Origin of the sequence: Glutamicibacter creatinolyticus, from assembly GCF_006094275.1 — a bacterium.
In the GTDB taxonomy this organism is placed as follows: domain Bacteria; phylum Actinomycetota; class Actinomycetes; order Actinomycetales; family Micrococcaceae; genus Glutamicibacter; species Glutamicibacter creatinolyticus.
The window spans coordinates 1,016,570-1,030,383 of the sequence record NZ_CP034412.1; the positions used below are offsets into that span (position 1 = coordinate 1,016,570).

14 protein-coding genes are annotated in these 13,814 nt (G+C 66.4%); 13 read left to right on the forward strand and 1 reads right to left on the reverse strand.

Features of this window, described 5'->3' with window-relative positions:
* The first annotated feature begins 94 nt into the window (after nt 1-94).
* From GcLGCM259_RS04670 to GcLGCM259_RS04685, 4 genes are all read left to right on the forward strand, one after another.
* A complete protein-coding gene (locus tag GcLGCM259_RS04670) occupies nt 95-820 on the forward strand; it encodes an HNH endonuclease family protein (protein WP_246049778.1) in 726 nt (241 codons plus the stop codon).
* A 77-nt stretch (nt 821-897) separates the two neighbouring features.
* Nucleotides 898-1,068 (forward strand): DUF4236 domain-containing protein, encoded by a 171-nt coding sequence (locus GcLGCM259_RS04675; RefSeq protein ID WP_138174325.1) that lies wholly within the window; start codon nt 898-900, stop codon nt 1,066-1,068.
* A gap of 169 nt (nt 1,069-1,237) precedes the next feature.
* Nucleotides 1,238-2,122, forward strand: coding sequence for an SseB family protein (locus GcLGCM259_RS04680; RefSeq protein WP_138174327.1), 885 nt, complete (start codon nt 1,238-1,240; stop codon nt 2,120-2,122).
* 37 nt (nt 2,123-2,159) lie between these two features.
* The gene (locus GcLGCM259_RS04685; RefSeq protein ID WP_425459792.1) at nt 2,160-3,503 is read left to right on the forward strand and encodes an MFS transporter; all 1,344 of its coding nucleotides are present in this window, start codon (nt 2,160-2,162) and stop codon (nt 3,501-3,503) included.
* Between the two features lie 108 nt (nt 3,504-3,611).
* On the opposite strand, the gene GcLGCM259_RS04690 is transcribed toward GcLGCM259_RS04685, so the two are convergent.
* Complete coding sequence (locus GcLGCM259_RS04690; protein ID WP_138174329.1) at nt 3,612-3,977, reverse strand: DUF1844 domain-containing protein; 366 nt, start codon at nt 3,975-3,977, stop codon at nt 3,612-3,614.
* 291 nt (nt 3,978-4,268) lie between these two features.
* Between GcLGCM259_RS04690 and infC the strand changes: the two genes are divergently transcribed.
* The 9 genes from infC (at nt 4,269) to pheT (ending at nt 13,270) form a co-directional block, all read left to right on the forward strand.
* Entirely contained in the window at nt 4,269-4,949 is a 681-nt protein-coding gene (gene infC / locus GcLGCM259_RS04695; protein WP_138174331.1) for a translation initiation factor IF-3, read from the forward strand.
* A 179-nt stretch (nt 4,950-5,128) separates the two neighbouring features.
* Complete coding sequence (gene rpmI / locus GcLGCM259_RS04700) at nt 5,129-5,323, forward strand: 50S ribosomal protein L35 (RefSeq protein WP_138174333.1); 195 nt, start codon at nt 5,129-5,131, stop codon at nt 5,321-5,323.
* 112 nt (nt 5,324-5,435) lie between these two features.
* Entirely contained in the window at nt 5,436-6,134 is a 699-nt protein-coding gene (gene rplT / locus GcLGCM259_RS04705) for a 50S ribosomal protein L20, sunset domain variant (protein ID WP_138174335.1), read from the forward strand.
* A gap of 143 nt (nt 6,135-6,277) precedes the next feature.
* Nucleotides 6,278-7,159 carry a TrmH family RNA methyltransferase gene (locus GcLGCM259_RS04710; RefSeq protein ID WP_138174337.1) on the forward strand — a complete coding sequence of 294 codons (882 nt, stop codon included), beginning with the start codon at nt 6,278-6,280 and terminating at the stop codon, nt 7,157-7,159.
* A gap of 91 nt (nt 7,160-7,250) precedes the next feature.
* Entirely contained in the window at nt 7,251-8,243 is a 993-nt protein-coding gene (locus tag GcLGCM259_RS04715; RefSeq protein WP_138174339.1) for a cation diffusion facilitator family transporter, read from the forward strand.
* A 25-nt stretch (nt 8,244-8,268) separates the two neighbouring features.
* Nucleotides 8,269-8,703 (forward strand): (deoxy)nucleoside triphosphate pyrophosphohydrolase, encoded by a 435-nt coding sequence (locus GcLGCM259_RS04720; RefSeq protein WP_138174341.1) that lies wholly within the window; start codon nt 8,269-8,271, stop codon nt 8,701-8,703.
* A gap of 181 nt (nt 8,704-8,884) precedes the next feature.
* Complete coding sequence (locus tag GcLGCM259_RS04725; RefSeq protein WP_138174343.1) at nt 8,885-9,535, forward strand: LppM family (lipo)protein; 651 nt, start codon at nt 8,885-8,887, stop codon at nt 9,533-9,535.
* A gap of 110 nt (nt 9,536-9,645) precedes the next feature.
* Nucleotides 9,646-10,725, forward strand: a complete 1,080-nt coding sequence (pheS, locus tag GcLGCM259_RS04730; protein ID WP_171021123.1) for a phenylalanine--tRNA ligase subunit alpha — start codon at nt 9,646-9,648, stop codon at nt 10,723-10,725.
* Nucleotides 10,726-10,729: 4 nt separating this feature from the next.
* Nucleotides 10,730-13,270 carry a phenylalanine--tRNA ligase subunit beta gene (gene pheT / locus GcLGCM259_RS04735; RefSeq protein ID WP_138925921.1) on the forward strand — a complete coding sequence of 847 codons (2,541 nt, stop codon included), beginning with the start codon at nt 10,730-10,732 and terminating at the stop codon, nt 13,268-13,270.
* Nucleotides 13,271-13,814 lie beyond the last annotated feature (544 nt).

A 13,814-nucleotide genomic window follows, 5' to 3' on the forward strand; every position in this document is an offset into this window, starting at 1 on the left:
CGGGCTCGGCCTCTGCATCGGACTGCTCGGGGGCTGTGCCGCCCCATCGAGCATTCCGGCGGGAAAAGTGTCGTCAGCCGAGAATCCTTCGAAATTGTCCGAGCCTCCGGCGGAGATTACCATCCGCAAGGAAGCGTTGCCGATTACGATCGTCACAGAGGAACCGGCTCCAACAGCTCAATCTTTGACCGAAGATGAGGTTGTTGAGCAGAGCGAAGAAACTGCCCCGAGCAATCAATCCCAGCAGACGACTTCCAAAACTTCGGATGCAACCGCGATGCTGGGACAGATCGCAATCAAGGGGCGGGCACCCAAAACCGGATATGACCGGAGTTTGTTCGGAAACGGTTGGGGCGATCCGGATCATAACGGTTGCGATGCGAGGAATGACATGCTCGCCCGCGATCTTACGGTGCACACCTACAAAACGGGCACAGCTAACTGCGTGGTTTTGACTGCGACGCTTGAAGATCCGTATACCGGTGCGCTAATCGAGTTCCAACGGGGACAGGGAACGAGTAACGCAGTGCAGATCGACCATGTGGTCGCGCTTTCGGATGCTTGGCAAAAGGGGGCGCAGAAGCTGTCGTCGCAGTCTCGTTATGAATTCGCCAATGATCCGCTAAACCTGCTTGCGGTCGACGGGCCGACCAACGCGTCTAAGGGTGACAGGGATGCCGCCTCGTGGTTGCCACCGAATAGGGGCTTCTGGTGCGAGTACGTGACGCGGCAGGTCGAGGTCAAATATAAATACGACCTCTGGATGACAAAAGCCGAGCACAACGCTAGTGCCCGTGTCCTGCAGAGTCACTGTAACTGAAGGTCCCGGCACATCAGCAGGTGTACATGCCTGCTGTATTCGTTCTGACTAGCTGTATTAACTAAAGGAGTGCCACGGTGGGGTTTACCTTTCGCAAGCGCAAGAAACTAGGCAAGTCGACGACCTTAAACATCTCGAAATCCGGGGCATCAGTTTCTAAGAAGGCTGGCCCGGTCTCGATCTCTTCTCGGGGAACAGTAAACATTCGGTTGGGGAAGGGCCTTTCGTTCCGTAAGAAGTTGTTCTAAGCGCGGGTTGCTTTAGAGCAGCAACCCGGAATAGGAGATGAGAGCAGCAGCTAAAGTACGTGTGTTGAGTGGGCTGGGCCCGGTGGAAGACACCGCGCCCGGCCCACATCACGTTTAACCGAGGTCACAAGCGGTCCGGCGCACTTGCGCGAGCTTATAGCATGGGTACATGAGCTCCACTTCCTCCTCCCTGCCCGAGCCCAAACGCCACCTGCCCGGCCACATCGCCGCGGCCCTGGCGCAGGCCGGCAGCAAGTCCGATTCGGCCGGCCAAAGCTGGGAAGGACGCGACCTGAGCGGGGACGGCAACCCGCTGCACAACTTCGACAAGGACGACGGCCTAGCCAACGCACAGGTCGTCGAGGCCCTGGACCAGCTGCGCGCCGGCACCGGCGATGAGGCCGCGGTGCACCGGGCACTGGCCGACGCCCGGGTGTTTGTCGCCATCGTGGCCCAGCTGGGGGAAGAGGCGATGACCGAGCATGGGTTCGCCTCCGACAAGGAAGCGGACATGGCGCTGGTGAAGATCAAGGCGCCAGATGGCCGGATGGCCCTTCCGGTGTTCACCACCGTGGAACGCCTGCAGGCCTGGCATCCCGAAGCCCGCCCGGTAGCGGTCTACGCCCCGCGCGCGGCTCTGTCCGCGGTCAGCGAGGAAGCGGACCTGCTAGTGCTGGATCCGGGCAGCGACTACACCTTTGTGCTGCGCCGCCCCGGGGTGTGGACCCTGGCCAAGCAGGTGCAGTGGACCCCCAGCTACCTTGACGAACAGCTGGGCGCACTCATCGGCCAGGCGACCGAGGGCCATGACGAACTGCGGCAGGTGCGCGTCGGGCCCGGACACGGCGTCGGATCGCGGGACAAGGGCGGCAAGCCGGTGGCCGGCGGCGGCTCCGGGCCGGAGCTGCTGCTGCAGTTTGTCTTTGCCCCGGGCACAAGTGAACAGCGTGCCCGCGAGGTCACCAATCGGGTCCACGGGACGCTGGCGAACAACCCGCAGTTCGCCGAAGCGGTGGACTCCCTGGAAATCAGCCTGCTGAGCGCACCAAGTTAAGAACCGAGCAAATATGAACCTTTAGGAGGGCAACAGCTTGAGCATGAAACGTTACTGGCAGATCCTTCGCCAACCGGCGATCGGCGGCCTGCTGGTGATCGGAATGATCGCACGACTTCCACACTCGGCGCTGAGCATGCTGCTGTTGCTGCACCTGGTTCTGAACCTGGGCCAGGACTGGGCCTCGGCCGGAATCGTGGTGGCCCTGATGACCGTGGGCATCGCCGTGGGTGCCCCGTGGCGCGGGCACCAGGTAGACCAGTGGGGCCTGCGCCGGGCGCTGATTCCCTCGATCATCATCGAAGTGGCGGTGTGGAGCACGGTGCCGCATGTGCCGCTGGTGTGGATCTATCCGCTGGCGTTCCTGGGCGGGCTGTTCGCCCTGCCGGTCTTCTCCGTGGTGCGCACCGCGCTGGGCGTAATGACCACCGGCGAGCAACGACGCTCCTCCTTCGCCCTGGATGCGATGGCCACCGAGCTGGTGTTCATCGTCGGCCCGGCCTCCGCCGGCATCATCGCCACGCAGCTGGACACCACGCTCGGGCTGACCGCGGTGGGCATCCTCGGTTCGCTGGGCGGGGTGGGGCTGTTCCTGCTGAACCCTCCCACCCGCAGCGAGGATCCCAAGGCGAAGGCCAAGAAGGCCAACGTGCACGAGGAGCGGCTGGGGGCCGAAGCCAGCTTCGTGGCCGCCGCCCCCGCCGGTGTGCACGAGGTGGAAGGCGAGCTGATCGCCGCCGGACGCAAGTCCGCCCGGGCCCGGCTGCGCGAGCGCGGGCGCAAGGTCAAGACCAGCTTCACCTGGATGAGCGCCTCGGTGCTGGCCGTGTTCATCGCCTCGGGCGGTGCCGGCGCACTGCTGACCGGCACCGAGGTGAGCATCGTGGCCGAGCTGGAGCAGCAGGGCAACCCGGGGGACCTGGGCATCGTGTTCCTCTTCTGGTGCGGCGCCTCCCTGATCGGCGGGCTGGTCTACGGCATGATCGAACGCCGGATCTCCCCGCTCGTGCTGCTGCTGGGCATGGCGGTGCTCACCATCCCGATGTACTTTGCCACCGACACCTGGTCCCTTGCGCTGCTCTCCGCGCTGCCCGGCCTGCTGGTTGCCCCGACCTTGTCCGCGGCCTCGGAATGGCTCACCGATCTGGTGGCCGAGCACCGTCGTGGGGAAGCGATGGGCTGGTACGGTTCGGCGATGACCGCCGGTACCGCGCTGGGATCCCCCGTCACCGGCGCCGTGGTGGACCTGGCCGGTCCGGCCGCCGCGTTCGCCGCCGTCGGGGTGATCGCCATGGTGGTGGTGCTCGCCGCACTGATCGCCCAGCAGATCCGCCGCCGCATCCGCCGCAAGGCCCGGCGCAAGCTGGTCCAGGTGCGGTAGTGCACGGCCGAAGAGAAACCGGGGGCGCGGCAGGAAAATCCTGCCGCGCCCCCGGTTGCATCATGTAATTTTAATCGCAGCCTCGGCTGCCGGTGCCCCGCTCAGGGACTAGCTGACCGGGCCGGTGAACTTCTCGCCCGGGCCCTTGCCCGGCGCATCCGGGATGATCGAAGCTTCCCGGAAGGCCAGCTGCAGGCTGCGCAGACCATCGCGCAGGGGAGCGGCGTGCTGCGAGCCGATCTCCGGCGCCCCGGCGGTGACTAGGCCTGCCAGTGCGGTGATCAGCTTGCGGGCCTCGTCCAGGTCCTTCAGCTCGGCGGCGTCCTTGCCTTCGGCCAGGCCGCACTTCACGGCGGCGGCGCTCATCAGGTGCACCGCGGCGGTGGTGATGATTTCAACGGCAGGAACCTCGGCGATATCGCGGACCTGCTGATCGACGGCCTGCTGCATTGAATTGGAATCTTCGGTACTCATACTGCTAAGCTTGTCACAGACCGACTCGATTGGGTTACTTGGTTCTGGCCTGAAACAGGTTATGTGACCAAGGGATCATGATCGAGACATGCAAGTGGAGGCCATCTCCCACCCGCTGTCGCCGTGCAGGCGTCCGGGTACTTCGGCGGGAATCCCTCACGGGGATTCCAAGGCAGCAGGGTTCAGCAGAACCCTTGGTGCTGTAGTCGACTTTGTGGCCTTCGCCTGCATCAGCAGCGGAGGCCTTTTTCGTTGCTGGGCAGCACTACTTACGACTAACAGGAGTTACACATCAGCGATCCACGCATTAACGAGCGCATTCGCGTACCTGAGGTACGCCTCGTTGGCCCAAATGGTGAACAGGTGGGAATTGTCCGCATCGAGGACGCCCTGCGCCTGGCTCACGAATCCGATCTCGACCTGGTCGAGGTGGCCCCCAACGCCAAGCCTCCAGTGTGCAAGTTGATGGACTTCGGCAAGTACAAGTACGAAGCCGCCGTCAAGGCACGCGAGGCCCGCAAGAACCAGACCAACACGGTCCTGAAGGAAGTCCGCTTCCGCCTGAAGATCGACAAGCACGACTACGAAACCAAGGTCGGCCACGCCCTGCGCTTCCTGGGCGCCGGTGACAAGGTCAAGGCCATGATCCAGTTCCGTGGACGTGAGCAGCAGCGCCCGGAGATGGGCATCCGCCTGCTGGAGAAGTTTGCAGAGGACGTTGCGGAAGTTGGAGCCGTTGAGTCCAACCCGCGCATCGATGGCCGCAACATGGTCATGGTGGTCGGTCCGCTGAAGAACAAGGCCGAGGCCCGTCGCGAACAGCAGCAGAAGTCCGGCGGTCGTGGTTCCAAGCGCCGCGTCGCCACCGACGCTCCGCAGGAAACCTCGGGGCAGAACGTGGCCTCCTCCATGGACGACGAGGCTCGCGCCAAGCTGGAGCAGGCACGGGCCCAGGCCGAGGGCGAGGCGTAAGCCGAGCCCTCCGGGTTCCCCCGGAACCCGCCGCCTTCAGGGCGAACGGTCCTTCCTCCGCGGAAGGGCCGCACTAGAAAAGAACAACAGCGGTCGTCTCGCTTTGAGGGGCCCGCTTCGGATGATCCCCGACGGGTCCGGCACGGATCCGATCGGAGCACGTAAGGAGAACGGCAGCTATGCCGAAGTTCAAGACTCATAGTGGCGCCAAGAAGCGCTTCAAGGTGACCGGCAGCGGAAAGCTGGCGCGTCAGCAGGCCAACCGCCGCCACTACCTGGAGCACAAGTCTTCCCGCATCACCCGTCGCCTGGCCTCTGACCAGCTCGTTGCCAAGGCCGATGTGAAGACCATCAAGCGGATGCTGGGCCTCTAGGCCTTCCCCTTCGCAAGCATTACTCGGGGAAGCCTTACCCCAACCAACCACTAGTTTTCACCGCCGGAGAAGGACCTTCGCCAGCGGGAACAAGATTTGAAGGAGTACACACGTGGCACGTGTGAAGCGGGCAGTCAACGCCCATAAGAAGCGTCGCGTCGTAATGGAACGCGCCAAGGGTTACCGCGGTCAGCGTTCGCGCCTTTACCGCAAGGCCAAGGAGCAGCTGCTCCACTCGTTCGTATACAGCTACAACGACCGCCGCAAGCGCAAGGGCGACTTCCGCCGCTTGTGGATCCAGCGCATCAACGCCGCTGCCCGCGCCAACGGCATGACCTACAACCGCCTGATCCAGGGCCTGAAGGCCGCCGAGGTCGAGGTTGACCGCCGCATGCTGGCCGAGCTGGCCGTCTCCGACGCCAACGCCTTCGCCGCGCTGGTCCAGGTAGCAAAGGGTGCCCTGCCGGCTGACGTCAACGCCCCAAAAGCGCCTGAGGCAGTAGCCGCCAAGGCCCCGCAGGCCGCCGCCGCCAAGGCTGCCGCCCCGAAGGCTGAGAAGGCTCCTGCCGCTGCTTCCGCCCACACCTCGGCCTCCAAGGCCGAAGCCGCCGGTGGCATCAAGGCCATCGAGGGTCAGGACGCTCCGGAAGGCTTCGTCATCAAGGGCAACTCCGGCTCGAACAAGTACCACGTGCCGGGTTCGACCTGGTACGAGCAGACCACTGCCGAGTACTGGTTCAACTCGATCGAGTCCGCCAAGGCCGCAGGCTACGAGCCCGCCGGTGGCGAAGCTCGTCAGCAGATGAAGTAAAGCCTTACTCATCCTTCACCACCCGTCACCGGTGCCAGGCGCCGGATGCGGGTGAGGAAACACACCAGCGGGTGCAGACCATAACCATGGTCTGCACCCGCTGGTGTTCTGCCCGGCACCGTATTTGCCGGTATTCTCGAATCATGACCAGCTATGAAGAACCGGTGATGTCCAACCTGCGGGCCGACAAGGTCAAAGCCGTCGCCCGGCTGGCCACCCGCGCCGGACGCAAAGCCAGCGGACACTACCTGGTCGAAGGCCCGCAGGCCGTGCGCGAGGCGCTGAAGGCGCACGCCGCCACCGGTCAGGTGCTGGTCTCGGTGTACGCCACCGAACACTTCCTGGGCTCCTCCTCCGAATTCAGCGAACTGCTGCAGGACGCCCAGATCCCGGCCCGCACCGTCACCGAACAGGTGCTCGCGGCCATGGCCGACACCATCACCCCGCAGGGCATCATCGCCGTCGCCCGGCGCAACGAACCGGACCTGCGGGAACTGTTTGACTCCGCACCGCGGCTGATCGCGGTGCTCTGCCGGGTGCAGGACCCGGGCAACGCCGGCACCATCCTGCGCGCGGCCGACGCGGCCGGGGCGGACGCGGTGCTGTTCACCAAGGGCAGCGTGGACATCTACAACCCCAAGACGGTGCGCTCCACCGTCGGCTCGCTCTTCCACCTGCCGGTGATCGGCAACGTGGACTTCGCGGAACTGACCTCCACCGCCACCCTGCACGGCATCCAGCTGCTGGCCGCCGACGGCTACGCCGAACACGACCTGGACACCCTGCAGGACCAGGCGGTGCTGCGCCGCGCCGGGCAGGGCGGGGAACCGGCGGCCGGGCAGCCGGCCCTGGACGTGCCCACCGCCTGGCTGTTCGGCAACGAAGGCCAGGGGCTGGACGAGACCGAAAAGCAGGCCGCCCACCACAGGATCGCCGTGCCGCTGTACGGGGTGGCCGAATCCCTGAACGTGGGCACCGCCGCCACCGTCTGCCTGTACGCTTCGGCAAGGGCGTTGCGCCCCTGACCCGGTTGCTGACATAGTCCGAGGCAGGGCACCAGCTTTTGCTCACCGCACCGGTGCCCGCACAAGGTGTACACGGCCGAAAGGGACGCCAATGGCGAGTGAAGAAAGCACGAAGTCGATCATCGCGGCGCTCAGCGCCAACCTGGCGATCGCCATCGCCAAGTTCGTGGCCTGGCTGCTCAGCTCATCCTCCTCGATGCTGGCCGAGGCCATCCACTCGGTGGCCGACACCGGCAACCAGCTGGTGCTGCTCATCGGGCGGCGCCGCTCCAAGCGCAAGGCCGACACCGAGCACCCCTTCGGGTACGGGGGAGAGCGCTTTGTGTCCGCGTTCCTGGTCGCCATCATCCTGTTCAGCGCCGGCGGGCTGTTCGCCCTCTACGAGGCGTATGAGAAGTTCCACGACCCGCACGGCATCACCGGGCCGTGGTGGTGGGTGCCGCTGGCCGTGATCGTGTTCGCGATCATCGCCGAGGGGCTCTCGCTGCGCACCGCGATCAAGCAAAGCGCCCGGGCCCGCGGGCGGCGCGGGCTGCTCAGCTTCGTGCGCAGCACCAAGAACCCCGAACTGCCGGTGGTGCTGCTGGAGGACACCGCGGCACTGCTGGGCCTGACCTTCGCCCTGCTCGGGGTGGGGCTGACCATCCTGACCGGGGACGGGCGCTTTGACGCCGCGGGCACCGCCGCCATTGGCGTGCTGCTGGTGGTGATCGCGGTGATCCTGGCCGTGGAGACTCGCTCGCTGCTGCTGGGCGAGTCGGCCAGCAAGGCGCACGTGCAGGCCATCCGCGGTGCCGTGGCCAACGCGGACACCGAACTGGTGCACCTGCGCACCATGCACGTGGGCCCCGAGGAGCTGCTGATCGCACTGAAGATCGTGGTGGCCCCGGACGCCACCGGCGCGCAGATCGCCGATCACATCGATAGGCTGGAAAAGGACATCCGCGCCGCGGTGCCGCTGCGCAGCCTGATCTACATCGAACCGGACATCAAGCGGCGCGCGCTGCCGGCGGACCCGGAAAGCGCCGGGCTGCAGAGCCCGGAGCAGCCCGGGCCCACCCCCGGCCAGCCCGGCACCGCCTGAGTGAAGCACACGAGAAGAGAGCCTGATGAGCCTGAAGCAGATCGTCGCGATCGCCCTGGTCGACTCGCTGCAGCACCCCACCCGGCTGCTGGCCGCCCGGCGCAACCGTCCGGCCGCGCTGGCCGGGCTGTGGGAGTTCCCCGGCGGCAAGGTCGAATCGGGGGAGGACCCGGTGGAAGCGGTGCGCCGGGAGATCCGCGAGGAGCTGGGCATCGAGATCACCCTGGGCGATGAGATCTACGGTCCGCTTGAGCAGGGCTGGGCGCTGAACGAGCGGGCGGCGATGCGCGTGTGGTTCGCCACCATCGCCTCCGGCACCCCGCGCCCGCTGGACGGACACGACCAGCTGCGCTGGCTGGAGCTGGGCGCCGAGCCGTGGCAGGCGGTGCCCTGGATCCCGGCCGATGAACCGATCGTGCAGGCCTGCGTCGCCGACGCGAAGGCCCCGGTCGGGCCCTAGGCGCTTGCGCCCGGCACTGCGCCACGGGCCCGGCGAACTGGGCGCGACCGGGCCCACCCGCGTAAGCTGGGAGGAGCAAAAACGCTCGGCCCGCGCGGCGGGGCGGATCAATAGAGCGAAGAAGACCACCGAACGCTAGTGAACGAGCCCGCTGGATGGGGCTGTGCTGAGGAGAGAGCGCGTGAAGAAACTTGTAGGTGTACTGGCGATGATGTTCACCGCCATGTTGGCCCTGGCCGGCTGCGTGAACACGGACGCCCACGTCACCATCGAGGGCCAGGACAAGGCCAGCGGCACCGTGGAGGTGACCACCGACCGCGCCCTGCTGCAGGGTGCTTCACTGGATGACGTGCTGGCCACCAAGATCGACACCCGCCAACTGGACCAGATGGCCGGGGAGAACTGGACCTACGAGAAGATCGAGACCCAGGACCGGGTGGGCCTGCGCTTCAACACGGTCAGCTCGATGAACTTCGTGCAGCTGCAGGACGCCTTCCAGGGCTTTGAGCTGCCGGTTCAGCTGGGCACCACCGAGGACGGCTTCAAGTTCGCCATGCGCGGCAACGCCCCGGGCTCCACCGACCCCAACGCCGCCAAGGCCACCATGTCGGTGACCTTCCCCGGCTCGGTGACCTCCACCACCGGCCCGGCCACCATCGAGGGTCACACCGTGACCTTTGACATGGTGCAGGGAGCCACCGAATACGAGGCCACCGGCAAGGCCAACTACGCCCTGTTCTACTCCGTGGTCTTTGGCGGCGCCCTGCTGGTGCTGACCCTGATCATCGTGTTGGCCATGGCCCCCAAGGCCAAGGACACCGCGGCCCACTAAAACCGCCCACTCACGCATCAGGCCCGTCATCGAATCAGTCGTTGGCGGGCCTTGCCAATAGAATGGGAAACAAGTCAATTACCAGCGAAGAGAAGGATCACCAGATCCCCATGTCTGACCAGACAATCCAAGAAACGCCGGTGGACGGCGCCGCGCCACCGCACCCCACCGATGAGCAGGGCGTGAACGCCGCCGTCGAGGCCGCCCTGTCGGCCATCGCCGCGGCCGCCGACCTGAATGAGCTCAAGGCCGCCCGCCTGGCGCACACCGGGGAGAAGTCCGCGCTGTCCCTGGCCAACCGGCAGATCGGCAAGCTCGACAAGACCGAGAAGGCCGCCGCCGGCAAGCTGGTGGGCGCCGCCCGCGGCAAGGTGAACAAGGCCCTGGCCGCGCGCACCGAGGTGCTGCAGGCCGAGGAGGCCGAACGCATCCTGGTCGAGGAGACCGTGGACGTCACCGCCGCCCCGGTGCGCCGCCCGCTGGGCGCCCGCCACCCGCTGTCGGTGCTGCAGGACCGTGTCGCGGACATTTTCGTGGGCATGGGCTGGGAAATCGCCGAGGGCCCGGAAGTGGAATCCGAGTGGTTCAACTTCGATGCGCTGAACTTCAAGCCGGACCACCCGGCCCGCGAAATGCAGGACACCTTCTTCATCGAACCGGCCGACGCGCACCTGGTGCTGCGCACCCACACCTCCCCGGTGCAGGTGCGCTCCATGCTCGAACGCGAGGTGCCGCTGTACGTGCTCTGCCCCGGGCGCACCTTCCGCACCGATGAGCTGGACGCCACCCACACCCCGGTCTTCCACCAGTTCGAGGGCCTGGCCGTGGACAAGGGCCTGACCATGGCCGACCTGCGCGGCACCCTGGAGCACTTCGCCCGGCAGATGTTCGGCGCCGAAGCCGAGATCCGCCTGCGCCCTGCCTACTTCCCGTTCACCGAGCCCAGCGCCGAGCTGGACATCTGGCACCCCGGCGCCAAGGGCGGGCCGCGCTGGATCGAGTGGGGCGGCTGCGGCATGGTCAACCCCAACGTGCTGCGCGCCGCGGGCATCGACCCGGAGGTGTACTCCGGGTTCGCGTTCGGCATGGGCGTGGAGCGCACGCTCATGTTCCGCAACGATGTGCCCGACATGCACGACATGATCGAGGGCGACGTCCGTTTCAGCCAGCACTTCGGGATGGAGATCTAACCCAATGCGAGTACCACTGTCATGGCTGCGCGACTACGCGCAGGTACCTGCCAACGCCTCGGCTGAGGACGTGATGGCCGACCTGGTCAAGGTCGGGCTGGAAGAGGAGGACGTGCACCGTCCCTCCGACGAACTGCACGGCCCGATCGTGGTCGGCCAGGTGCTGAGCCTGGAAAAGGAGCCGCAGAAGAACGGCAAGACCATCAACTGGTGCCAGGTGCGCGTGGTGCCCGAGGGCACCGGGCAGACCCTGACCGGGGACGGGATCGATCCCTCGGGCGTGCAGGGCATCGTGTGCGGCGCACACAACTTCGAAGTCGGGGACAAGGTCGTGGTGACCCTGCCCGGCGCCGTGCTGCCCGGGGACTTCCGCATCTCCCCGCGCAAGACCTACGGCCACGTCTCGACCGGGATGATCGCCTCCTCGCGCGAACTGGGCATCGGGGAGGACCACGACGGGATCATCGTGCTCTCCCGCCTGGGGCTGGACCCGGAACTGGGCACCGATGTGCTGGAGCTGTTCGGCCTGAAGGACCAGGCCGCGGAAATCAACGTCACCCCGGACCGCGGCTACTGCTTCTCCATCCGCGGGGTGGCCCGCGAATACGCGCTGGCCACCGGCACCGAGTTCACCGACCCGGCCGCCACGATCAAGCTGACCCAGGCCGCCGCTGAAGGCCACCCGGTGCGCGTTGCGGACGACGCCCCGATCTACGGGGTGCCCGGCTGCACCCGCTTCGTCACCCGCGAGGTCACCGGCATCGACCCGGCCCGCCCCACCCCGCGCTGGATGGCGGCCCGGCTCTCGCTGGCCGGGGTGCGGTCGATCTCCCTGCCCGTGGACATCTCCAACTACGTGATGCTCGAACTGGGCCAGCCGCTGCACTTCTACGACGCGGACAAGCTCGCCGGGCCGATCGTGGTGCGCCGCGCCACCGCCGGGGAGAAGCTGACCACCCTGGATGAGAAGGAACGCACCCTCAACACCGAGGACCTGCTGATCACCGACGACTCCGGGCCGATCGGCATCGCCGGGGTCATGGGCGGGGCCTCCACCGAGGTAGGCGCGGCCACCACCCGGGTGGTCATCGAGGCCGCGAACTTCGAACCGGTCTCCATCGCCCGCTCCCGCCGCCGGCACAAGCTGCCCTCCGAGGCGTCCAAGCGCTTCGAGCGCGGGGTGGATGTGAATGTGGCCGACGTGGCCGCCCAGCGTGCCGTGGACCTGCTGGTCGAGCTGGCCGGGGGCACCGAAACCGCGAACATCACCGACTACGGCAACCCCGCCGAACCGGTGAGCATCCTGCTTCCGGCCGGGTACGCCAGCTCCCTGGTGGGCATCGACTACACCGAGGAGCAGATCATCTCCGCGCTGGAGGGGATCGGCGGCACCGTGACCGCCACCGGCGAGGGCTTTGAGGTCATCGCCCCGACCTGGCGCCCGGACCTGGCGATCAAGCAGGACCTGGTGGAGGAAGTGGCCCGCGTCATCGGCTACGACCAGATCCCGGCCACCCTGCCGGTCGCCCCGCCCGGGCGCGGGCTGACCCGCACCCAGGCCCAGCGCCGCCGCCTGCTGCAGGGCCTGGCCGACGCCGGACTGACCGAGGTGCTGGCCTACCCGTTCGTCTCGGCCGCGCAGAACAACACGTTCGGCACCCCCGAGGCGGGCACCGAGGTGCCCAGCGTGAAGCTGGCCAACCCGATCTCCTCCGAATACGGGCTGCTGCGCACCTCGCTGCTGCCCGGGCTGCTGGAGATCGCCCGGCGCAACCACGGCCGCGGCTTCCGCGACCTGGCGCTGTACGAGGGCGGGCTGGTGTTCCTGCCCGGAGCGCAGACCGGTTCCAAGGTGCTGCCGCCGCTGGGCGCCAAGCCGAGCGATGAGGTGCTGGCCGAACTGCGCGCCGGCATCCCGAACCAGCCCTGGCACCTGGCCGCCGTGCTCACCGGTCACGAGGCCGCCGCCGGGGTGGGCTTCACCCCGCGCGCCTGGGACTGGGCCGACGCACTGGATGTTGCGCGCACCGCCGCCGGGATCCTGGGCTCCGAACTGGAAATCGCCCAGGGCAAGCACCAGGCGTTCCATCCGGGCCGCACCGCAGCGCTGAGCGTGAACGGCGAACTGATCGGCTACGCCGGCGAACTGCACCCGCAGCTGCTCAAGGACCTGGACCTGCCCGCGCGCACGGTGGCCATGGAACTGGACGGCGAGGCCCTGATGGCCGCCGCCCCGGCCGTGGTTGTCGCCGAGCAGATGACCACCCAGCCGCTGGCCACCCAGGACGTGGCACTGGTGGTGGATGAGCAGGTCGTCGCCGGCGACGTGCTGAGCGCCCTGCGCGAGGGCGCCGGTGAACTGCTGGAGGACATCGCACTGTTCGACGTGTACTCCGGCCAGGGCATCGAGGACGGCAAGAAGTCACTGGCCTTCGGGCTGCGCTTCCGCGCCACGGACCGCACCCTGACCGCGGACGAGGCCTCCGAGGCCCGTGCCGCGGCCGTGGCGGTCGCCGCCGATCGCTTCGGCGCCGTGCAGCGCTAGCAATCCGCGATAGCGCCCTGTACCGTTCCTCACATTGGGGGCGGTGCAGGGCGCTTTTTGCGTGACGCTCCAAAAGTGCCGTGCCAGAGAAGACTTAACCAAACAGCAACAAGTACGGTGCTACAGCAGGTATGGAGCGAGCTCAGAAGTATCGCCTAGCAAGGTTTGCGTCGTCCCAGACTCGTTTTCAATGGATGAGCCGTCCTGCAAAAGGTGAATTTGTGGAGTCCCCATTTGGAAGGTGTTTAGCGGGACAGGAGAATTTGCGTCACGATTAAGCATGCGAAATGGTTAGCGCTGAGCAAATTTAGGGGCTGAGACGTTCTGTGCTTCAAAACGTCTATGAAGGCGTTTTTCAGATTAAACGCCACTTCATTCCCGTCTTGCGGGGGTACTTACCCCAAGCGTATAGATTTTTGCGATGTAGTTGATTTGCGAGTTTCGGCGGTGTACCGCTAATAGTTGTTCGATCTCGACGCCAGTTGGATGATGATCCCCTAATGACTTGGCGCTGCGCAGTCTCCGAATGCCTCACATTGCTTCA